Origin of the sequence: Acidihalobacter prosperus, from assembly GCF_000754095.2 — a bacterium.
GTDB classification, from domain to species: domain Bacteria; phylum Pseudomonadota; class Gammaproteobacteria; order DSM-5130; family Acidihalobacteraceae; genus Acidihalobacter; species Acidihalobacter prosperus.
This window is the reverse complement of record NZ_JQSG02000003.1, coordinates 484,584-505,594: the sequence shown is the minus strand read 5'-3', so window position 1 is coordinate 505,594 and position 21,011 is coordinate 484,584. Positions and strand designations below refer to the sequence as shown.

The 21,011-nt window shown below is 66.6% G+C and carries 21 protein-coding genes and 1 tRNA gene; 12 read left to right on the top strand and 10 right to left on the bottom strand.

Translation table 11 applies throughout. From position 1 onward, the window contains the following. Nucleotides 1–96: 96 nt before the first annotated feature. The 4 genes from proB to rplU form a co-directional block, all read right to left on the bottom strand. On the bottom strand, nucleotides 97–1,212 hold the full coding sequence (gene proB / locus THPRO_RS09090) for a glutamate 5-kinase (protein WP_065089528.1): 1,116 nt from the start codon (nucleotides 1,210–1,212) through the stop codon (nucleotides 97–99). Beyond that, nucleotides 1,205–2,263 (bottom strand): Obg family GTPase CgtA, encoded by a 1,059-nt coding sequence (gene cgtA / locus THPRO_RS09085; protein WP_065089527.1) that lies wholly within the window; start codon nucleotides 2,261–2,263, stop codon nucleotides 1,205–1,207. Before cgtA ends, proB begins: the two co-directional genes overlap by 8 nt. A 108-nt stretch (nucleotides 2,264–2,371) precedes the next feature. Beyond that, nucleotides 2,372–2,629, bottom strand: coding sequence for a 50S ribosomal protein L27 (gene rpmA / locus THPRO_RS09080; RefSeq protein WP_038087919.1), 258 nt, complete (start codon nucleotides 2,627–2,629; stop codon nucleotides 2,372–2,374). A gap of 27 nt (nucleotides 2,630–2,656) precedes the next feature. After that, nucleotides 2,657–2,968: a 50S ribosomal protein L21 gene (gene rplU, locus THPRO_RS09075; RefSeq protein ID WP_038087922.1), complete on the bottom strand. Its 312-nt coding sequence runs from the start codon at nucleotides 2,966–2,968 to the stop codon at nucleotides 2,657–2,659. Nucleotides 2,969–3,166: 198 nt separating this feature from the next. Here rplU and ispB point away from each other — a divergent pair, with 198 nt between their 5' ends. Together ispB and THPRO_RS09065 are read left to right on the top strand one after the other, a co-directional pair. Continuing rightward, nucleotides 3,167–4,135: an octaprenyl diphosphate synthase gene (gene ispB / locus THPRO_RS09070; protein WP_038087925.1), complete on the top strand. Its 969-nt coding sequence runs from the start codon at nucleotides 3,167–3,169 to the stop codon at nucleotides 4,133–4,135. A gap of 18 nt (nucleotides 4,136–4,153) precedes the next feature. Then, nucleotides 4,154–4,230 (top strand) — tRNA-Pro (locus tag THPRO_RS09065). Nucleotides 4,231–4,305: 75 nt separating this feature from the next. On the opposite strand, the gene THPRO_RS09060 is transcribed toward THPRO_RS09065, so the two are convergent. Continuing rightward, entirely contained in the window at nucleotides 4,306–7,494 is a 3,189-nt protein-coding gene (locus tag THPRO_RS09060) for an EAL domain-containing protein (protein WP_052064123.1), read from the bottom strand. A gap of 264 nt (nucleotides 7,495–7,758) precedes the next feature. Between THPRO_RS09060 and THPRO_RS09055 the strand changes: the two genes are divergently transcribed. The 4 genes from THPRO_RS09055 (at nucleotide 7,759) to THPRO_RS09040 (ending at nucleotide 10,630) form a co-directional block, all read left to right on the top strand. Further along, a complete protein-coding gene (locus THPRO_RS09055) occupies nucleotides 7,759–8,784 on the top strand; it encodes an aldo/keto reductase (protein ID WP_038087928.1) in 1,026 nt (341 codons plus the stop codon). A 235-nt stretch (nucleotides 8,785–9,019) separates the two neighbouring features. Further along, nucleotides 9,020–9,667, top strand: a complete 648-nt coding sequence (locus tag THPRO_RS09050) for a cytochrome b/b6 domain-containing protein (RefSeq protein WP_065089526.1) — start codon at nucleotides 9,020–9,022, stop codon at nucleotides 9,665–9,667. Further along, the gene (locus THPRO_RS09045; protein WP_038087931.1) at nucleotides 9,664–10,191 is read left to right on the top strand and encodes a hypothetical protein; all 528 of its coding nucleotides are present in this window, start codon (nucleotides 9,664–9,666) and stop codon (nucleotides 10,189–10,191) included. Before THPRO_RS09050 ends, THPRO_RS09045 begins: the two co-directional genes overlap by 4 nt. A 55-nt stretch (nucleotides 10,192–10,246) precedes the next feature. Beyond that, a complete protein-coding gene (locus tag THPRO_RS09040) occupies nucleotides 10,247–10,630 on the top strand; it encodes a nucleotide pyrophosphohydrolase (RefSeq protein WP_038088191.1) in 384 nt (127 codons plus the stop codon). A 20-nt stretch (nucleotides 10,631–10,650) separates the two neighbouring features. On the opposite strand, the gene THPRO_RS09035 is transcribed toward THPRO_RS09040, so the two are convergent. Genes THPRO_RS09035 through THPRO_RS09020 form a run of 4 tightly spaced genes read right to left on the bottom strand, consistent with a single transcriptional unit; the run spans nucleotide 10,651 to nucleotide 13,797 of the window. Beyond that, complete coding sequence (locus THPRO_RS09035; RefSeq protein WP_145930785.1) at nucleotides 10,651–11,877, bottom strand: L-lactate permease; 1,227 nt, start codon at nucleotides 11,875–11,877, stop codon at nucleotides 10,651–10,653. Between the two features lie 3 nt (nucleotides 11,878–11,880). Beyond that, nucleotides 11,881–12,111 carry a hypothetical protein gene (locus tag THPRO_RS09030; RefSeq protein WP_145930784.1) on the bottom strand — a complete coding sequence of 77 codons (231 nt, stop codon included), beginning with the start codon at nucleotides 12,109–12,111 and terminating at the stop codon, nucleotides 11,881–11,883. Continuing rightward, on the bottom strand, nucleotides 12,108–13,007 hold the full coding sequence (ilvE, locus tag THPRO_RS09025; protein WP_038087940.1) for a branched-chain-amino-acid transaminase: 900 nt from the start codon (nucleotides 13,005–13,007) through the stop codon (nucleotides 12,108–12,110). The genes THPRO_RS09030 and ilvE overlap by 4 nt, the downstream gene beginning before the upstream one ends. Next, the gene (locus THPRO_RS09020) at nucleotides 13,000–13,797 is read right to left on the bottom strand and encodes a PhzF family phenazine biosynthesis protein (protein WP_038087942.1); all 798 of its coding nucleotides are present in this window, start codon (nucleotides 13,795–13,797) and stop codon (nucleotides 13,000–13,002) included. The genes ilvE and THPRO_RS09020 overlap by 8 nt, the downstream gene beginning before the upstream one ends. Nucleotides 13,798–13,951: 154 nt before the next feature. On the opposite strand from THPRO_RS09020, the gene THPRO_RS09015 reads away from it, so the two are divergent. From THPRO_RS09015 to THPRO_RS16995, 6 genes are all read left to right on the top strand, one after another. After that, nucleotides 13,952–15,388, top strand: coding sequence for an aminotransferase-like domain-containing protein (locus THPRO_RS09015; protein WP_065089525.1), 1,437 nt, complete (start codon nucleotides 13,952–13,954; stop codon nucleotides 15,386–15,388). Nucleotides 15,389–15,477: 89 nt separating this feature from the next. After that, entirely contained in the window at nucleotides 15,478–15,765 is a 288-nt protein-coding gene (locus THPRO_RS09010; protein WP_038087947.1) for a YrhK family protein, read from the top strand. Nucleotides 15,766–16,145: 380 nt separating this feature from the next. Continuing rightward, nucleotides 16,146–17,843 carry a 2-isopropylmalate synthase gene (gene leuA, locus THPRO_RS09005; protein ID WP_038087950.1) on the top strand — a complete coding sequence of 566 codons (1,698 nt, stop codon included), beginning with the start codon at nucleotides 16,146–16,148 and terminating at the stop codon, nucleotides 17,841–17,843. A gap of 53 nt (nucleotides 17,844–17,896) precedes the next feature. Further along, nucleotides 17,897–18,535 carry an FMN-binding negative transcriptional regulator gene (locus tag THPRO_RS09000; RefSeq protein ID WP_065089524.1) on the top strand — a complete coding sequence of 213 codons (639 nt, stop codon included), beginning with the start codon at nucleotides 17,897–17,899 and terminating at the stop codon, nucleotides 18,533–18,535. Between the two features lie 4 nt (nucleotides 18,536–18,539). Further along, nucleotides 18,540–19,016, top strand: a complete 477-nt coding sequence (locus tag THPRO_RS08995; RefSeq protein WP_201786968.1) for a GNAT family N-acetyltransferase — start codon at nucleotides 18,540–18,542, stop codon at nucleotides 19,014–19,016. Between the two features lie 219 nt (nucleotides 19,017–19,235). Then, nucleotides 19,236–19,406: a hypothetical protein gene (locus tag THPRO_RS16995; RefSeq protein ID WP_161489959.1), complete on the top strand. Its 171-nt coding sequence runs from the start codon at nucleotides 19,236–19,238 to the stop codon at nucleotides 19,404–19,406. 646 nt (nucleotides 19,407–20,052) lie between these two features. Here the strand turns inward: THPRO_RS16995 and THPRO_RS08990 are convergent. Next, on the bottom strand, nucleotides 20,053–20,955 hold the full coding sequence (locus tag THPRO_RS08990) for a LysR family transcriptional regulator (RefSeq protein ID WP_038087955.1): 903 nt from the start codon (nucleotides 20,953–20,955) through the stop codon (nucleotides 20,053–20,055). Nucleotides 20,956–21,011: the final 56 nt, after the last annotated feature.

Here is a 21,011-nt window from a genome sequence, read left to right as displayed (position 1 = left end):
CCGCCGAAAGCGCGATGAACGCGAAGAAGGCTCCGCGGTCTCTGACCCCGGAGCCTTCTTCGTGTGTGCGTTTTGCCGAGGCGGCGGGCGCCGCCGTCAGAGCAGGACCAGATTGTCGCGGTGGATCAACTCGGGTTCGTCAACGTAACCGAGGGTCGATTCGATGGCCTCGCTGGGCAGGCGCATGATGCGTTTGGCTTCCATGGCGCCGTAGTTGGCCAGTCCGCGCGCGATTTCCTCGCCCTGTGCGTTCTTCACCGACACCACCTCGCCGCGTTCGAACGCACCCCTGACCTCGGTCACGCCCACCGGCAGCAGGCTGCGGCCGGCGGCGAGCAGGGCATTGGCCGCACCGGCATCCACCCACAGTTCGCCGCGCAGCTTGAGCTGGCTGGCAATCCATTGTTTGCGTGCAGCCAGCGGCTCCTTGTCGGGGCGCAGCAGCGTGCCCAGGCGTTCGCCGGTGGCCAGCCGCAGCAGTGCGCCCGGTTCGCGCCCGGCGGTGATGATGGTCGCCGCGCCCGAACGCGCGGCACGGCGTGCCGCCGAAACCTTGGTGGCCATGCCGCCGCGGCCGAGGCTGCCCATGCCGGTGCCGGCGTAGCCCGGCAGGCGCGGATCGTTCGCCTGTGCCTCGGCGATCAGCGTGGCGTCCGGATGCTGGCGAGGATCGCGATCGAACAGGCCACGCTGATCGGTGAGGATTATCAGAAGGTCGGCTTCGACCAGATTGGCGACGAGGGCGCCGAGGGTGTCGTTGTCGCCGAAGCGGATTTCGTCGGAAGCGACGGTATCGTTTTCGTTGACGATGGGGATGATGCCTAGCGCCAGCAGCGCGCGCAGCGTACTGCGGGCGTTGAGATAGCGCCGCCGATCGACCAGATCGTCGTGGGTGAGCAGCACCTGGGCCGCAAGTAGCCCTTGCCGCGAGAACTGATCCTGGTAGGCCTGTATCAGGCCCATCTGCCCGACGGCGGCGGCGGCCTGGAGCTGATGCAGGGCACTGGGGCGGGACTTCCAGCCGAGCCGGCTCATGCCTTCGGCGACGGCGCCGGAGGACACCAGTACGATCTGCTTGCCTTCGGCGCGCAGGCCGGCGATCTGGTCGGCCCAGTCGGCCAGTGCGGCGTGATCGAGCCCGCGACCGTCTGCGGTCAGCAGCGAACTGCCGATCTTGACGATCCAGCGGTTGCCGCTTGTCGGCTCAGTCATCGTCGCCTTCCGGATCGTCCGTGTCGTCATTCGACATGGCGCGCGCCTCCCGGAGATGGTCCATGACCGCCCGCGCCAGGGCTGCGGTACCGGTGCCGGTGGCGGCCGAAATGCAGAAGCGCGGGCCTTGCCAGTCAAGCGCTTCGGCCAGCGCGGTGCAACGGGCCTCGGCTTCTTCCGGTGGCAGGGCGTCGGCCTTATTGCAGACCAGCCAGCGGGGGCGGCCTGCGAGATCCTCGCTGAATTTACCCAACTCGCCTTCGACGGTACGCACGTCTTCGGCTGGCGTGCGGTCGGGGTCGATGGGGGCGATGTCCACCAGATGCAGCAACAGACGTGTGCGTTGCAGGTGCTTGAGGAAGCGGTGGCCGAGCCCGGCGCCCTCTGCGGCGCCCTCGATGAGGCCGGGTATGTCTGCCATCACGAAGCTTTCCAGCGGGCCGACGTCGACGACGCCGAGATTGGGGTGCAGCGTGGTGAACGGGTAGTCCGCGATCTTGGGGCGCGCGTGCGAAAGCTGGCTGATCAGGGTCGACTTGCCGGCATTCGGCAGGCCAAGCAAGCCTACGTCGGCCAAGACCTTGAGCTCGAGCTCGAGCATGCGCAGGTCGCCCGGGCTGCCGGGCGTGGATTGGCGTGGCGTGCGGTTGGTCGAGCTCTTGAAGTGGCTGTTGCCCAGCCCGCGAAAGCCGCCCTGGGCAACCTTGAGGCGCTGGCCCACGCGAACGAGATCGCCGATCAGCTCGCCGGTATCGGCGTCGCGCACCACGGTGCCGACGGGCACCGGAATGTCGAGATCGGCGCCCTTGCGTCCGGTCATGTCCCTGCCCATGCCGTTCTGGCCGCGTTCGGCCTGAAAGAATCGTCTGTAGCGGAAGTCGCTGAGCGTGTTGAGCGCGCCGTCGGCCACCAGATAGATGCTGCCGCCGTCGCCGCCGTCGCCGCCGTTGGGGCCGCCGAAGGGGATGTATTTTTCGCGCCGGAACGAGACGCAGCCGTTGCCGCCGTCGCCGGCTTGGACCTTGATGCGGGCTTCGTCTACGAACTTCATGGCGTTAGCATCGTGCGGTGCGGGGTGGGGCGCAAGCGGTTATGCGTTGCCGATACGAGAAAGCCCCGCCGGGGCGGGGCTTTCCGGGGTGCCGCCCGCGATGCGGGTTCAGGCAGGCAATACGTTGACGTACTTGCGGTTCTTCGGGCCTTTGATGACGAAACTGACCTGGCCGTCGATCTTGGAGAACAGCGTATGGTCGCGGCCCAGGCCGACATTGAGGCCGGGATGAAACTGGGTGCCGCGCTGACGCACGATGATGCTGCCGGCGCTGACCACCTGACCGCCAAAGCGCTTGACGCCCAGGCGTTTGGATTCCGAATCGCGGCCGTTACGCGTGCTGCCGCCTGCCTTTTTGTGTGCCATGTTGCTTTACCTCTCGTCTGTTCCGGCTCAGCCCTTGATGGCGCCGATCTGGACCTCGGTGTAGTCCTGGCGGTGGCCCATCTGCTTGCGATGGTGCTTGCGTCGGCGCATCTTGATGATCTCGATCTTCTCGCCGCGGCCGTGGTTGCGCACCGTTGCGGAAACCTTGCCGCCCTCAATGTAGGGCGCGCCCACGGTGACGTTCTCGCCGGCGCCGACCATGAGCACCTTGTCGAACTCGATCTCGCTGCCGACGTCCGCGCCCAGGCGCTCGACCTGGATGACGTCGCCTTCCGCGACCCGGTATTGCTTGCCGCCCGTAGCGATCACCGCGTACATGTCTGTATCTCCGCAACTGCTGTCAAAAAAGAGGCGGGATTCTAGCCCGCGCCAGACCTGGGGTCAATGCCCGCGACCGATCGCCGCGCGTGGGCGGCTTGACACTCCGCTGCCCCCTCCCTAGCATGCGCGGACCGCGCCGTTACTAACTTCCTCTTATTCTCTTTCTCTAGATCATCTGGGCAGGCTGAATCCGTCATGGAGCTGAGCGCTATCCGACTGTTGGTCGAAGCCGATATGCAGGCGGTGGATGCGCATATCATCCGACACCTGCGTTCCGACGTGGTGCTCATCAATCAGCTCGGCGGCTATATCGTCAACAGCGGCGGCAAGCGTCTGCGTCCGTTGCTGGCGCTGCTCAGCGCCAAGGCCTGCGATTACGCGGGCGAAGGCCATATCGGCCTGGCTGCCATCGTCGAACTGATCCATACCGCCACCCTGCTGCACGACGACGTGGTAGACGATTCCAAGCTGCGCCGCAACCGCGAGACCGCCAATGCGATCTGGGGCAACGAGGCGGCGGTACTGGTCGGTGATTTCCTTTACACCCGCGCCTTCCAGATGATGGTCGATCTCGGCAGTATGCGCATCATGGACATCCTGGCCCAGGCGACCAACACCATCGCCGAGGGCGAGGTGTTGCAGCTGCTCAACTGCAACGACCCGGATACCACCGAGGCGAGTTACATGGAGGTCATACACTCCAAGACCGCCAAGCTGTTCGAGGCCGCGACCCGGATCGGCGCCGTGCTGGCCGGCCGTTCGGAGGCCGAGGAGCGTGCGCTGGCGGCCTACGGCATGCATGCCGGTACGGCCTTCCAGCTGGTCGATGACGTGCTCGACTACCGCGCCTCTTCCGAACAGATGGGCAAGAACGTCGGTGACGATCTGGCCGAAGGCAAGCCCACGCTGCCTCTGATTCATGCGCTGCGCACAGGCAATGCGGCGCAGCGCGACGTGATCCGTGCGGCGATCGAGCAGGGTGGTCTGGACCGGCTTGACGAGGTGCTCGCGGCCATTGAATCGACGGGCGCCATTGCGTACACTGAGTCGATTGCGCGCCGCGAGGCGCAGCTAGCCGTATCGCACCTCGAAGTCCTGCCGGATACCCCGTACAAGGATGCGCTGGTTTCGCTGACGCGCGTAGCCGTGGAGCGGGATTCGTAGGTCGGTCAAGAAACGCTTCGGAGTGTAGCTCAGCTTGGTAGAGCACTGCCTTCGGGAGGCAGGGGTCGAAGGTTCGAATCCTTTCACTCCGACCAATTCGGTCAAAACGACAAGGCCCCGGCGGAAACGCCGGGGCCTTGTCGTTTGTGTGCGTCGGGCTGTCCGCGGCGTCAATTGCCGAGGTCGGCGGACTCGCGTTCGCTGCAGGACATGAGGAATTTGCAGGCATGCCCGCGCAGTTCGGAGAGCAGTCCGCGCAGGGTGTCGACCTGCGCGTGATCCAGCGCGCCCGGATAGCCGTGCCAGGTTTCAAGGGCGCGCGACGCCAGTTCGCGCAGGCGGTCCGCGGTTTTGCGGATGCGTGCGAAGTCGGGTCGCCCGGCGAAGCCTGGCGCGTGGCGGTCGAGCCAGCGGTACAGTGGCAGGCCATTCGGGCGCAGCAGGTGTTCGAGTATCGGCGGGGCGGGTTGCTGCGCGGGGGCTAGCTCGAAAAGATGGACGGTCGCCGCTATCTGGGCGAGCAGCACCTGCAGCCCCAGATGGTCCTGAAACGGCACGCGCGGGTGCGTGGCCGACAAGGTCGTCGCACGGCGATGCCGCCACTGGATGAAATCGCCGGCAGGCAACGCCGGGCTGAAGTGATAGCCCTGGCCCAGCGTGATGCCGAGGTCGAGCAGGATATCCTGCTCGGCGCGGCTTTCGATGCCCTCGGCGACCAGCTGCATGCCTTCCAGCGAAGCCAGCACGCTCATCGAAGTGGCGATGGCGAGGTTGTGGCTGTGTTCGAGGATGCCGCGCACGAATTTGACGTCGAGTTTGATGCCGGCGATCGGCAGCGTCTGCAGCCATTCGAGCGAGGCGTAGGCGGTGCCGAAGTCGTCGAGATGGGCCGGCACGCCCTGTGCCGCGGCCCACTCCAGGTGGCGTCTTGCCCGTTCCGGATTGTTCAGCGCGGCGCGTTCGGTGATCTCCAGGCTCAGGCGCCCCAGCACCTGCGGGTGGCGTTCGATCACGCGGGCGATATCGTGCGGAAATTGACTGCTGGACAGGTGTCGGAGTCCGATATTGACGCTCAGCCGCAGGTCTTCGCCCGTGTCCAGCCACTGCTCGAGCTGAGCAGCCGCACGTTCGAGCACGCTGCGTCCGAGTTCGCAGGCCAACACGGTGTCCGATTCGACCTCGTCGATGAATCCGGCCGGCGGCACGAGCGCATCGCCGTCCTGCCAGCGCACCAGCACCTCTGCGCCGTGGACGTGGCCGTTCTCGAGGTCGACCTGCGGCTGGTAGTGCAGCACGATGGCGCGTTCGTCGAGCGCGCGTACGAAGTCTCGGCGCACGCGGTTGCGCGAGCGGATTTCGGCTTCAAGTGCCTGGTCGAAGAAGGCGTAACCCTGCCCACCCCGCCGCTTGACCCGATAGAGCGCGTAATCGGCATGCTTGAGCAGATCCTCCAGCGTCATGTGCGGCGCGGCGACGACCACGCCGATGCTGCCGCCGATACGGTGGCGGCTGCCGTCGGGCAGGGCGATCGGCCGGGCGATCTCGGCGAGAATGCGTTCCAGAATGCCGCGCAGCGTCGCCGCGTCGTCCAGTTGCGGCAACAGCAGTCCGAATTCGTCCCCGCCCAGCCGTGCGACGGTGTCGCCTGCGCGCACGGCTGGTCTGAGACGTCGCGCGATTTCCACCAGCAGGTGATCGCCTGCGCTATGGCCGTGCTGATCGTTGACCTCCTTGAAGGTATCGAGGTCGAGCAGCGCGACTGCGCTCATGCCGGGCCGTCGCGCGGATGCCTTCAAGGCCTGGCGCAGGCGATCCTGGAAGGCGGGGCGATTGTGGAGGCCGGTCAGGGGATCGTGTAGCGCCAGATACGCCAGGTCGCGCCCGCGATCGTAGTCGTCCAGGCCGAAGCTGATGTTTTCCGACAGACGCTGCAGCAGATCGACCAGCGGATCGCTGAACAGTCCGGGCCGCCGCGAGCTGACGCTGACCACGCCGTGAATCTGCCCGCGGCGGGTGAAGGGGAACGCCGCGACGGCATGCAGTTCGCTGCGACGGTGAACCTCGCGCCAGTGATCGAATCCGCTGGCGTGCGCAAGATCCTCCACGACCTGCATGCGCCCGCTGCGGATGGCGAATCCTGCCGCGCCGTGGCCGTCGGGGCTGCCCGCGTCGGCGGACAGGTCCAGCGCGCGCGGATCGAATTCGATGTCGGGCGCGACGGCGCTGGCGACGACGCGGATGCGCTGATCGGGTTCCAGCAGGCCTACCCAGATCGCGTCCATGCCGGCATGGGCGAGTATCAGATTGCAGATGCCATCGAACAAGGCCTCGGGCTCGGGACGGCGGGTGATGAGCTGGTTGATTTCCGACAGGGCGGCATAGAAATCGCGCGTCAGACGCAGCTCGCGATCGTGTTCCAGAGCCCGCAGGCCGAGTTCGAGTGCCTCAGCGATGCCTTCGCAGCCGATGATGCGTTCCTCATTGAAATAGCCGCGCTCGCGCGCGAGCAGCGACAGCACGCAGTCCGCGCACCCGCGGCGGCGGATGGGCAGCGCGAGCAGGGCGCGCATGCCGCAGCGTTCCGCCCAGGCGCGACTGTCCGCCATCGCGGGGTGAGCCATGATGTCGGGCACGTGATAGACATGCCCGCTGCCGAAGCAGGTGCTGAGGGGGTGATCGCCGGCGCTGCCATCGAGCGGGATGTTGTCGACCGCCGGCGGCGGTTCGAAGTCGGCCGGGCCGCCGACGGCGGTCAAGCGTGCGCGGCCGGCATCCGGCGCGCTGATCCAGGCTAGCAGCCCGGGCAGTCGCCGCATCAGGGTTTCGCAGCTCTCGTGGAACGGTTGCTTGGGTGCCGGCATGCGGGCGAGCAGATGCTGGATTGCGGATCTGGCCGCCAGCAGGCGGCGCTGCTCGTCGACGATGCGATAGGCGCCGTGCGGCGTGGTCACGTCGGTTTCGATGCCGCCGACGTAACGCGTCGCGGGGGTATCCGGCGTTGCGGGCGACGGGCTCCCGAGTGGAATCAGGCGCAGATGCATGCGCATCGCGCGGCCGTCGGCACGGTAGCCGGCGAGCGTCAGGCTGCGCGCGGCCTGCGCGGATACCGCGGCGCGGCACGCTTGCGTCAGGCGCTGCTGCGGCGCGTCGTCGCCGGGCGCGTCATGCAGGCACAGCCAGCTTTCGCCGCGGAGCTGATCGGGCGTGTAGCCGTAGAGTCGGCACAGCGCGGCGTTGCAGTCGACGATCGGCTGACGGGGATCGGAGGCGTCCACTACGAAGGCTGCCTCGCCGCCATGGGCATCGAGCAGGTCGCGGGCCCCGACGCGCGCACGCGAGGGCGGACACGCATCATCCATGCGAGGCGTCTTCAGGTATCACGTCGTGGCGGAAAAGCGAAGGAGATTTTCCATAATTTTTCATAAGTATTATTTATTGATTTTTGTCGTCAATATGAACGCTTATTAGGAAATGTATAGCACATCGTCGGCAATGGGCCGTGCGGGTGCCGTTAAGCGGTAGCGCGTGCCTGCGAAACTTTATTTGGAAAAATGAATCGGAATGCCTGACTGCCGGCATTCCGTCGGCGAGCGGGCGAACGTATTCGATTCATGGGAGGTGCCATGCAATACCGGCAACTGGGACGTACCGGTCTCAAGGTGTCCGAGCTCTGTCTCGGTGCGATGACCTTCGGGTCCAATTTTCTGTCGATCGCGGTGGTGGGGCAGTCGGATGCGGACCGACTGGTGTCCCGCGCCGTCGAGGCCGGCGTCAATTTTTTCGATACCGCCGACGTTTATTCCTATGGCGAATCGGAGGAAATACTGGGCCAAGCGCTCGCGCGATCGCGTCTGCCGCGCGACGAAATGGTGATCGCGACCAAGGTGCGCAGCCCGATGAGTCGGGCGGCCGGCGAAGGCAGTGGCGATCCGAACAATGTCGGGCTGTCGCGCAAGCACATCATGGCGGCCTGCGAGGCCAGCCTGCGCCGCTTGGGTACCGATCATATCGATCTGTATCAGGTGCACGGCTGGGATATCCGCACGCCGCTGGAGGAAACCCTGCGCGCGCTGGACGATCTCGTGCGCCAGGGCAAGGTGCGCTACATCGGCGCGTCCAACTGGTCTGCGCGCCACCTGGCGCAGGCGGTTACCCTGGCAGATGCAAGGGGTTGGGAGCGCTTCGCCTCGCTGCAGGCCTATTACGCGCTGGCCGGGCGCGACCTCGAACACGAACTGCAACCCTACTGCGTCGAGGCCGGCCTCGGCATCATGCCCTGGTCGCCCCTGGCGGGCGGCTATCTCACCGGCAAGTTCCGTCGCGATCACAGCGGGCCGGAAGGCGCGCGTCGCAGCGGATTCGATTTCCCGCCGGTGGATGCGCGCGTTTACGATGCCGTCGATGCATTGGATGAAATCGCCCGCGAGCTGGAAGCGAGTATCCCGCAGGTGGCTCTGGCCTGGCTGCTCGCACGGCCAGGCGTCAGCTCCGTGATCATCGGCGCAAAAAACATGCAGCAGCTCGAAGACAACCTCGGTGCTACCCGAGTGCGTTTGAGCGATGAGCAGATCGAGCGTCTGTCGGCGATCACCGCGCCACAGCCGCAATATCCGGCATGGATGATCGAGAGACAGAACAGCGGGCGCTGACAATATTCGCCCGTGATCGCCATAAGTTGCGCAAATTAATTAATTTTTGAAAAAATTATTGGTACCGATTTAGATCGGCGGGCGTTCTGGGTCGATCTGCATCAGAGCTGTTTCGAATCGCGGCAGATCGATTGCCAAAATATCCAGATATCCGTTGAATTCGTGCGGCCAAGCATCATGGCGCGATAATTGCTCCGTTCGGTGTGTGGATGCACATCGAACGGAGGGCAGACGCATGAACGCATGGGACGGCGCATCCAAGGTCTACCACTGGCTGCTGTCGTTCGCCATCAGCTTCGAACTGTTCAGCAGCACGCTGATGTCGGACGTGTCGACGAATGCCGCGTTCCCCGCGCCCTCCTCCGTCGGCGTGTTCGATGCGCACCAGATCGGCGGCGTGGTGTGTGCGGCCGTGCTTGCCGCTTACCTGCATCGCATACGCCGCGATCCACGCATGCGCGAGCGCTTGTTCCCCTGGCTGCAGCGCGGCGGCATGGCGCCGGTTTGGTCGGAGATCCGCGCGCTGCTTCGCGGCCGGCTGCCGCCGGCGGGCGCGGCCGTGGGCCTGCCCGGGTTCGTACACGGGCTTGGGGTGCTGATCATGCTCGGCATGGCGCTGACCGGCGTGCTCAACATCCTGCTGCGACCGGGAGTGACGATTCCGTTCAGCTTCGGCTTCGCGCCGACCTTTTTCATCTATTCCGTCGAGTCGGTGGTGCACAATGCCATCTCGGTAATGGCCTGGGCCTACTGGATCGGCCATGTCGCCTTCGCGGTGATCCACGAGGCCGCCGGTCAGGGCGTGATTCGCGGCATGTTCCTGCCGGCGGACGGGACGCGTGGAGAAGCCGGCGGCGCCAACCTGCGGGAGCCCATGCGATGAGCGCGGCCGGCGTATCGGCGCCGGCGCGGCTGCCGCAGGTGCTGTGGCGGCTCTGCGTCGCCATGCTGTTTGCGCTCCTGGCGGTGGACGCGGCGGCGACGCTGGCATTGCACTGGCTGCTGCACTGGCCATTGGGTAGGCCCGTGGCGTGGCCGCAGGCGCTGGCCGGCGTCTATGTGGCGGCGGAGTTCCCCTGGTACGTGATCCAGCACGGCATCACCTCCTTCTTCGGCCTGACCGCATTCGAGAACCGCCTGATCGAGCCCTACCAGGGTTCCGTGCCGATCGAGATGCTGGCCATCGCGATACCCGTCGCCTGGGTCATCCTGAGCTATCTCGGCGTGCTCTGGCTTGCCGCGCGTGGTCGCCGCCAGGCCGAAATCGCGGGTGCGCCACCGTACACCACGCGCGGCCTTGCCGTCGGCATGGGGTTCGCGCTGCTCTACGTTGCGGTCGTGCTGGTGACGGTGCATGCGGCGGTGGACGGTTTTGCCGTGCTCGACTTCAAGCTGCTGGCACGCTGAACGGTTCGGGCGCGGGCGGGTAGAATGGACATCCGACGCCCATTGCGAGATGCCGATGCCCGATACCGACGCCCTGGAAACGTTGCGCGCCGCGCTGGAGGTTTTCGCCCGCGAACGCGACTGGGAGGTCTTCCACACGCCCAAGAATCTGGCCATGGCGCTGTCGGTCGAGGCCGCCGAGCTGCTCGAATGCTTCCAGTGGCTGACGCCGGAGGAAAGTGCCGCGCCGGATGCCAAACGCCGGCTCGAGATCGAGCACGAGATGGCCGACGTGCTGCTCTACCTCATCCGCCTCGCCGACTGTCTGGACATCGATCTGCGCGCCGTCGCGCTGCGCAAGCTTGAAATCAACCGCGCCAAATACCCCGCCGAGCGTGTACGCGGCCAGTCGCGCAAATACCACGAGTACGATGAATACGAGCCGGGCGACGGCGGCTGACCGCCCGGACGCGGGCGACTTCAGCGCAACAGGGCCAGTGTGGCGGTGAGCAGGATCAGTACCCCAGCGCCGAGCGGCCAGGCGCGGGCGTAGACGCGCGCGGCGCCGCCGGCGAGACCGGCCAGCGCCAGCGCCATTTCGATGCGGATCGGCGACAGCGCGGTGAGATTGCTGCCGGCCAGATTCTGCACCGCGGCCAGCCAGGCCAGCAGTCGCGGGTCGCCGCCGGCCAGCGCGGTCTGCAGCGGCATCAACAGGGCATTTGAGGCGGTGTTGCTGGCGGTGAGCAATCCGGCCAGCCCGCCCATCAGGGGCGCGGAATACAGCGCCAGGCTGCCGGCCGCATGTTGCCAGCCGACGGCCAGGCGCGCGGCGACGCCGCCGTCGCTCATCAGCTGCGCCATGACCACGAACAGCACGGTGGTCCGGGTCGGCGGCCAGGCGGCCTCCAGGGTGTCCGCGAGCACGGCCCGCCAGTTGGCAGCGTCGAAGCGATGGGCGACGCCGAAGGCCAGCGCCGTCGCGGACAGCCAAAACGGTACCTCGTAAAACGGCGGGAAGGCCGGCCAGCCCGGAGCCGGCCGCCAAACCCACAGATGCGCCAGCGCGTCCCGCAGCACCGGCAGCGTGTGGGTGATCAGCAGCAGCCCGGCGACCAGCAGATACGGCCCGGCGGCGAGTGCGGCGGCCCGCCACTCGCCCGGCGATGGCCGCCGGTCGCGCCAGTGACGCGGGATCAGCAGTGCACCCGTTGCGAGCAGGCCGGCGATGGGCACCGCGACCAGCGCATTGCACAATGCCAGCAGCCCGGCCAGCGCTGCCAGCCATGCGAGATCGTCCAGGCGCTGTTTCGAGCAGGGCCGCAGGCCTTCAGCGGTCGCGAAGCGCCAAAACAGCCACAGGTAGCCACCGAGCAGAGGGAACGTCAACAGGGCGCTGACAAGGCCGAGTTCGCGCACCGGCAAGCCGGCCAGCGCGGCACCCACGGTGGTGCCGACGGCCATGCCGCCCCAGGGCACCAGCATCTGGCTGTACAGCGAGAAGACAACGGCGTTCGCCGGCGCGATGCCCAGGCGCAGCAGCAGCGGCAGGGTGACCACCAGTCCCACGCCGAAACCGGTGACCGATTCGAAGAACGGACCGACCAGGAAACACAGGGCATACAGCGTGCGGTAGCGGTCGCCGGCGCGCCCTGAGCCAGCGCCAGCGCCAGCGCCCGGCGCGCCGAAGTCCTGCGTGCGCTTCACCACCTAGTGGAACAGCAGGCCGGCGACTATCACCGAGACGGCCAGCCAGCTCAGCCACAGGCCGTGCAGCGACGTGCCGGCCAAGCGCGCGAGCGCCGGCGTTGCGGCGTCGGTCGACGCGAGAAAGGCCGGCAGCGTGAGCGTCAGTCCGGCGAGGGCCGCCACCCAGACGCCGGCGCGGCGGCTGGCGATGACCGTCAGCAGGCCTGCGAATGGCAGCAGGTCGAGTATCACGTCGGCGCGGCCTGTCCCTCCGTGCCGCATTCGCGTGCGATCAGGGCGAGGTAGGCGTCCTGGATCGCGCGCGTGACCGGGCCGGGGCAGGACGGCAGCGCGCGGCCGTCGATCTCGCGCACCGGCAGCAGTTCGGCGGCGGTGCCGGTGAGGAAGCACTCCTCGGCCGTGTGCAGTTCGTAGGGCGCGAGCGAGGCCTCGCGTGCCGGCAGGCCGAGCGCGGCGGCCAGTTCCAGCACGACCGCCCGGGTGACGCCCTCCAGCGCGCCGTCGATACCGGGCGGGGTGAGCAGTTCGCCGCCGCGCACCACGAACACGTTGTCGCCGCTGCCCTCGGTCACCCGGCCCTGGGCGTTGAGCAGCAGCGCCTCGTCGGCGCCGGCGCGGCTCGCCTCCATGCGCGCGAGGATGTGGTTGAGGTAGTTGAGGCTCTTGATGCGCGGATCGAGGCCGTCCGCCGGCAGGCGCCGGGTGGCCGCGATGGCCACGCGCAGGCCGCGAGTGCGGCTGGATTCGGCGGCGAGCACGATGCGGTCGGCGACGACGAACACATTGGGCCGGGCGCAGCTGCGCGGATCGATGCCGAGGGTGCCGATGCCGCGCGTCGCCACGAGACGCAGATAGCCGTCATCGAGCGGGCAGGCGGCGATGGTCTCGTGCACCGCCGCCGTCAGCGCCTCGGCGTCGTAGGGCAGTTCCAGGGCGATGGCGCGTGCCGAACGCAGCAGTCGGTCGAGGTGCGCCTGCAGGCGGAACGGACGGCGGGCGTAGAAACGGATGCCCTCGAACACGCCGTCGCCATAGAGCAGGCCGTGGTCGTAGACCGAGATCTGCGGCGCGGCGGGATCGACCAGGCGGCCGTTGAACCAGCAGCGCGCAACGCTTTGCTCAGGCATGCAGCACCCCCGTGAACACCGTCACCGCGCGCCCGCCGATGCGCACGCGGTCGCCGTCCAGCGCCAGCGAAAGCCGACCGCCGCGTGCCGAAACCTGGTAGGCATTCAACCGGTCGCGGTCGAGTTCGGCGGCCCAGTAGGGGGCGAGCGTGCAGTGCGCCGAGCCGGTGACCGGGTCTTCGTCGATCCCGACCTGCGGGCCGAAGAAGCGCGAGACGAAGTCGCAGTCGGGCTTGTCGCCCGCCGCGGTCACGATGATGCCGCGTGCCTTGATCCGGCGCAGCGCGGCGAAGTCCGGGGTCAGCCCGCGCACGCTCGCGGCGTCGGCGAGGCGCACCACGAGGTCGACCCGTCCCTGCAGCACCGCGACCGGCTCGGCGCCCAGTGCCGCCGCGAGTCCGGCGGGCGTCGTGCAGGGCGCCGGGGGATCGGCCGGAAAGTCCATTTCGTAACCCTCGTCGCGGCGGCCGACGGTCAGCAGGCCGCTGCGCGTGTGAAAGCGCGCCGGCGTGGCCGCGGCCAGCGTTTCCGTCTCGAACAGCACATGCGCGCTCGCCAGGGTGGCGTGCCCGCACAGATCCACCTCCACCGCGGGCGTGAACCAGCGCAGGTCGAAACCGTCCTCGGCGGGGCTGACGAAGGCGGTTTCAGAGAGGTTCATTTCGGCGGCGACCTGCTGCATCCAGGCAGGCTCGGCGGGCGCGTCGAGCAGGCACACGGCGGCTGGATTGCCGGAGAACGGGCGGTCGGCGAAGGCATCGACCTGGAACAGTCGGAGGTCACGGCGCATGGCTGGGTCCTGGCGGGTTTGTGTCGTCACACTGTAGCGGCCATACTGGCGATGGTACAGATTCAGAAACTTTTAAAATGAACCGATACAGTTTCAATGCCCCGCCAACTGTACCCCTTGCGGGGGCGGCGTTCTGTACCGCCCCGGAGGCCGCATGAGCGCGAGCGTGCCGGGCGTGCTCTACCAGCGGGTCGCCGCACAGATCGCCGAACGCATCGAACGGATGCAGTACGCGCCCGGCGAGCGGCTGCCGGGCGTGCGTAAGCTGAGCCGGCAGTTCGGCGTCAGCGTGGGCACGGTGGTGCAGGCGCAGCAGCTGCTGGAGGACCAGGGGCGCATCGAGGCGCGGCCGCGCGCGGGCCATTTCGTGCGCGCGCGCACCGCCCTGCCGTCGCCGCCCTCGCCGTCGCGCCCGCAGTCGCGGCCGACTTTGGTCAGCGGGCAGGCCATGGCGCTGCGCCTGGTGCAGGCGACGCACGAACCGGGCGTCGTGTCCTTCGGCGCCGCGGTGCCCGCCGAAGGTTTCCTGCCGGTGCAGGCCGAGCGCGCCGCGCTGCGCCGTACGATGGCGCACTACGCCGAACGCGCGACGGCCTATGCCTTCCCGCCGGGCGTGCCCGAGCTGCGTGTGCAGATCGCCCGGCGCATGGCCGAGGCCGGCTGCGCAGTCGATCCCGACGAGGTGATCGTTACCAGCGGCTGCCAGGAGGCGCTGACCCTGGCGCTGCGCGCGACCACCGCGCCCGGCGACGTGGTCGCGATCGAGTCGCCGACCTTCTACGGCCTGCTGCAGGTCATCGAATCGCTCGGCCTCAAGGCGCTGGAGGTGCCCACAGATCCCGAACGCGGCATATCGCTGGAGGCGCTGCAGGTGGTGCTCGAACGCTGGCCGGTCAAGGCCTGCGTGCTGGTGGCCAACCACAGCAACCCGCTCGGCTACTGCATGCCGGTCGAACGCAAGCACGCGCTGCTCGAACTGCTCGGCGCGCACGACGTGCCGCTGATCGAGGACGATATCTGGGGCGATCTCGGCTTCGGCCACGAGCGTCCGCCGGCGGTGCTCGCGGGCGACCGCGACGGTCGCGTGCTGTACTGCTCGTCCTTTTCCAAGACCCTGTCGCCCGGTCTGCGCGTGGGCTGGATCGTGCCCGGTCGCTACCGCGAGCCGGTCAGCTACTACAAGTACGTCAGCAACCTCGCCACCGCCACGCTGCCGCAGCTCGCGGTCGCCGAGCTGCTCGCGCAGGGCGGCTACGAGCGCCATCTGCGCCGGGTGCGCGGCGAATACGCGACCCATGTCGCGCGTCTCAGCGACGCGGTGGCCGAATACTTTCCGCCGGGCACGCGCATGACGCGACCGCAGGGCGGCTGCGTGCTGTGGGTCGAGCTGCCGCACGCCATCGACAGCCTCGCGCTGCACGAGCGCGCGCGGGCACGCAGAATCAGCATCGCGCCCGGACCGATGTTCTCGGCCACCGGGCGCTACCGCTCCTTCATTCGTCTCAACGCCGCGCTGCCCTGGGGCCGCGCCGTCGAGCAGGCGGTGTTCATTCTCGGCGACCTCGCGCGCCAGCTTGCCGAGGAGGCGTGAGGGAACCCGTCCGCCGCTTGCTTGACCAACTAGACACCAACCCACGCTGCGGACCGCGCCCGGTCTGCACAAACCGAAGAGAGGCCGCCATGGCATCGACCGAGGAATCCCTGCAGGACAGCCGCGACGTCACCCTGACGCTCGGACGCGAACAGCTCGTCATCCATCAGCGCTACGAAACCGCCAGTATTTTCAACGACTTCCTGATCGCCATCTGGTTTCTGGTCGGCAGCGTTTTTTTCCTCTACCCCTCGCTGACCCACATCGGCACCTGGCTGTTCATCCTCGGTAGCGCGCAGTTCCTCGCGCGGCCGATGATCCGCCTGGCGCACCACGTCTATCTGCGCCGGGTGCCGCACGGCGGCTGGGACATGTAGGCCTTCGGCCCTGGCGGCCTGCGCCGCCGGGGTTGCCATCGGCCCGGTCAGCGGTTATAAATCGGGCCATGAACACCCGCATTCACACGTTCGACGCACTGCGACTGCGCTAGCCGGCCTCCCCAGGGAGCGTCGGCCCACCGCGTTTTCGCCGTCGAACACACAGAATGCGTCCATGAAATCCATCCCCTCCAAATTGTTTGCCCACGCCGCCCTGCGCACCGCGCAGTCGCGTTCGCGCGTGGGCGCGGCGAGCCCCGAGCTTGCCCTGCGTCTAGCCCTTCTGCGACTGAGATAGGGTCGGCGGCCTGGCGCGTGCGCGCATGGCCACCGGCCCCAGCCCTGGTTCACCCCCTCAATCTCAGTTTCAGGAGTACGCCATGAATTTCGATCCCCAGGGCAAATACCGCCCCTTCGAGCCCGTCGACCTGCCGGACCGACAGTGGCCCACGCGCGTCTGCCGCGAGGCGCCGGTGTGGTGCAGCGTCGACCTGCGCGACGGCAACCAGGCGCTCATCGAGCCGATGAACCACGACCGCAAGGCGCGCATGTTCGCGCTGCTGGTGCGCCGCGGCTTCAAGGAGATCGAGGTCGGCTTCCCGGCCGCCTCGCAGACCGACTTCGACTTCGTCCGCTGGCTGATCGAGAGCGACCGGATCCCCGAGGACGTCACCATCCAGGTGCTCACGCAGGCGCGCGACGCGCTCATCGAGCGCACCTTCGAGGCCCTGCGCGGCGCGCGCCGGGCCATCGTGCACCTCTACAACTCCACCTCGCCGGTGCAGCGCCGCGTGGTCTTCGGCCTCGACCGCGCCGGCGTGATCGACATCGCGGTGCGCGGGGCCGAACGGGTGCGGGTCTGCGCCGAGGCCCAGCCGGAGACCGACTGGGTGTTCCAGTATTCGCCGGAAAGCTTCACCGCGACCGAACTGGATTTCGCGGTGGAAATCTGCGACGCGGTCAACGCCGTGTGGCGACCCACGCCCGCGCGCAAGACCATCATCAACCTGCCCGCGACCGTGGAGGTGTCCACGCCCAACGGCTTCGCCGACCAGGTGGAGTGGTTCGGCCGCCACGTGCGCGACCGCGACGCCATCGTGCTCAGCGTGCACCCGCACAACGACCGCGGCTGCGGCGTGGCCGCCGCCGAACTGGCGATGCTCGCCGGCGCCGAGCGCGTCGAGGGAACCCTGTTCGGCAACGGCGAGCGCACCGGCAACGTCGACGTCGTCACCCTGGCGCTCAACCTCTACACCCAGGGCGTCGACCCGCGCCTCGACCTGGGCGAGATCAACGAACTGGTGCGCGTGGCCGAATACTGCAACCAGCTTCCGGTGCACCCGCGCCACCCCTATGCCGGCGAACTGGTGTTCACCGCCTTCTCCGGCTCGCACCAGGACGCCATCCGCAAGGGCTTCGCGGCGCAGCGTGCTGACGCGGCCTGGGAGGTGCCCTATCTGCCCATCGACCCGGCCGACCTCGGGCGCAGCTACGAGGCGGTGATCCGCGTCAACAGCCAGTCCGGCAAGGGCGGCGTGGCCTACCTGCTGGAGCAGGACTACGGCATCAGCCTGCCGCGCCGGCTGCAGATCGAGTTCGCTCGGGTAGTGCAGCGCGAGGCCGACGCGAGCGGCGCCGAACTGGGCTCGGCCGACCTGTGGCGGTTGTTCCAGGCCGAATACCTCGCGGGCGGCACGATCGAATTGCGCGGCTACCGCGAACAGCGGGATGATCGCGGAGCGGTCAGGCTTTCCGCCACCCTGTCCGTGGACGGACGCGAGCGTCTGCTCACCGGCCACGGCAAGGGCTCGGTCGACGCCTACGTGCACGTGCTCGAACAGGCGACCGGCGCCGCCATCCGGCTGGTCGACTACCGTGAGCACGGCGCCGGCCCCGGCGCTGACGCCCGTGCCGTCGCCTACGTCGAGATCGCGGCGGCGGACGGCACGGTGTTCGGCGTGGGGCTGCACGACGATGTGCTCAGCGCCTCGATCGACGCCGTAACCTCGGCGGTCAACCGCGCGCTGGCGGCCGGCAGTCTGGCGACGGACGCGGACGCGCGCGACGCCGCACCTTAGAAAACGCAGACGGCGCGCCGGCGATGAGCCGGTGCGCCGACAGGAGAAGCGCCATGTACCTGCCTGCCGCCTTCCGCGAGGAAGACCCCCAGCGCATCGATGCCCTGCTGCGCGCCCATCCGCTGGCCCTGCTCGTTAGCGGGAGCGGCGCGGACGGGCCGCACGTCAGCCACGTGCCCCTGCTGCGCGAGGATACGGGCGGCCCCGGGGACCGGCTGATCGGCCATTTCGCGCGCGCCAATCCCCATGCGACGGCCTTCGATGACGGCGACGCGGTGCTGGCCGTGTTCACCGGACCGGATGCCTACGTCTCGCCGGTCTGGTACGCGTCGCCCGGCGTACCGACCTGGAACTACGCGGCGGTGCACGTGCACGGCCGCATCCGCCGGGTCACCGACCGCGAGGCGCTGAGCGCGCTGATCGGCCGCCTGGCAGCGGCCTTCGAGGCGGATGTCGGCGAAGACTGGCGCTGGGGTGGCAGCGGCGATCCACAGGCCGGAAAGCTCGACTACATCGTCGGCTTCGAAATCGCCATCGAGCGTATCGAGGCCCAGTTCAAGCTGAGCCAGAACCGGTCCATAGAGGACCGACATAAGCTCGCCGAACGGCTGGCGGCCTCCCCGCGCGAGGCGGACCGGACTGTGGCGGCGATGATGACGGAAAACGAACGGACGCAAACGCAAAAGGAGTGAAGCGGTGTCGACGGAAGGCGGTGTGGTGACGGGAGACGATCTGACGGCTGCGGACAGCGCAACGGCGTGGCGCACGGTCGAGCGGCTCAATGACGCGCAGATCGACCAACTGGTGGACCTCTACCGGGGCGAATCCTGGTGTGCAAACCGCCGACTCGAGGATGTCGAACGCATGCTCGCGCACACCGACGTGATCGTTGCCCTCGTCGAAGGCCCGGACGACGCCCTCGTCGGCTTCGCCCGCGTGCTCACCGATTTCGTCTACCGCGCCACGCTCTACGACGTCATCGTCCGAGCCGACCGGCGCGGCAGCGGTCTCGGCGCCGAGCTGCTGGATCGCGTGGTCAACCACCCTCGCCTGCGCGAGGTGGATTACATCGACCTGTTCTGCCGGCCCGAGATGATCCCGTTTTATCGCCGGTGGGGGTTTAGTGAGGACATGGGGGCGTTGTTGATGATGCGGAGGAAGAAGGGGGAGTGATGTGAGGGGAGCGTGGCAGGGGGATTGATCTGCTTTATGTTAGAGTCGTCGCGACACATCGTGGACTACCAAGACGGATTAGATGTGCAAACCCAAATTTCTGCTTCGTCCGTCTCCGTTCGGTCGGCAACGATTTTCGGCATTGTAAGTTCTTGCGCCAGCAAGAGGCATGCAGGAGGCGTATCCCGAAAACATCAAAGCATCATTAGGGAGCACATCATGCGTGAATTGCCCTTGGATGAAATCGAAAAAATGTCTGGTGGAATGTCTTTGTCAAGCGGCATGCAAGTCATTGGTGCGATCGGCACAGTCGCTGGGGTAATTGGTGCTCCTGCGGGAGCAGCATTTGCTGCCGGGGTCCTTCTCGCATACGCCATTGTTGAAGCCTAGTAATAGGCCATGAAGTCTACAAAGGGTGGGCTCGGTTTCCTTCTGTTCTCAACTTTGTTGAGTGTGGGTATTGTCGCGCTCGCCCTTTTCGCATATCGCAGCGTTATAGACGTCTCAGAAGATTCAGATCATACGGTCAGTATTGTCGTTGCACTGGCATTCCTCTTTTGCTATGTTTCCGCTTTTTTTGGCTACTTTAGGGGGCGTAGAACGGGAGCCGTAAGACTCGGTGTCGCAATCACGCTCTACAATTTAGTCATGTGCTTATCGGCGTTCAAAGAAATCCCATTGTGGCTACAAGCAATAAGTCTCGTAATTTTCTTGGTCGCTATAGCTCCTCTTTGGAAGACCGGTATCCTAGGGTTTAACGAACGCAACAGGTAGAGTACGAACAAGCTCTCATTCATTTAGTAAATATGCACGTGGTCCTTGCTCGTTGCTCCCCGTGCACGATGCGTTTGAAATACGCATCATTATGTTTTGTAGTCCGGTCCCAGAAAATGCCTCCCAGATTTCTCGTTGCGACACCTGCAGTAATAACCAATGCACGTGACATGCTTCAGTTTTTTGGTTCGGCCTGCCTAGCACTCACCCTGTTCGGCGGGGGGGTATGACGATTTTGGGTAAAAGTGAGTGCCCGTTCGATCTATTCGGCACATGCGTTACGTATCTGTCCGCGCAGCCAACGGTGTGCCTGATCCTCGTGCAGTCGAGGATGCCATAGCATCGAGACACTAATTTTCGGTAACAGAAACGGCAGCTCGAAGCAGAACATATCCTCACGCAAGGTTTCCGTATGCCGTCGCGGCACGGTGGCGATCAGATCGGAAGCACGTGCCAGCGCGAGTGCGCTCGAAAATCCTCCTACGGCGACCGAAACCTTGCGTTCGAAACCCGCCGTGGTCAGCGCACTATCTATCGGCCCCGCATCGGCTTCAGGTAATGGCACATGACGTAACACGTCGACGTGCAGTCCTGCCGCGTAGCTTGACGGAGTGATCTCACGCTGGCTCAAGGGATGTCCCTTGCGCACCACGCCGATGAAGCGGTCGACAAACAACGCCTGCGTGCGCAGTTCAGGGTGAGCTTTCTGCCTCACGACACCGGTTTCCAAATCGACGGCGCCCGTGAGAAGCGCTTCGTTGTCCTCGCCGGTCTTTTGCATAAAGCGTAAGCGTACGCCAGGCGCTTCGCGGTGAATGGCCTCGATCAGCCGGTGCCCGAAGTTCTCTACGAAGCCGTCGCCCGTGCGCAGGGTAAATGTTCGCGCCAACGACGCAAGATCGAGCGCCTCGGCCGGACCAAGCAGCATCTCGGCATCCCGCACCAACTGCGCCGCGCGTTCACGCAGTTCCAGCGCTCTGGGCGTGGGTACCAGCTCGCGCCCAATACGCACCATGAGCGGATCGCCTGTCGTTTTGCGCAGGCGGGCAACGGCCCGACTCATTGCGGATGGACTGAGCTTCAGCCTTTTCGCGGCGCCCACGATGCTGCCTTCAGAAAGCAGTGCATTGAGGGTTATGAGCAGATTTAGGTCCGGCCTAGGCATGCAACGACCATAAGCCCTCCTCAGTCATGGCGTCAAACGCACGCATGTAATGCAGT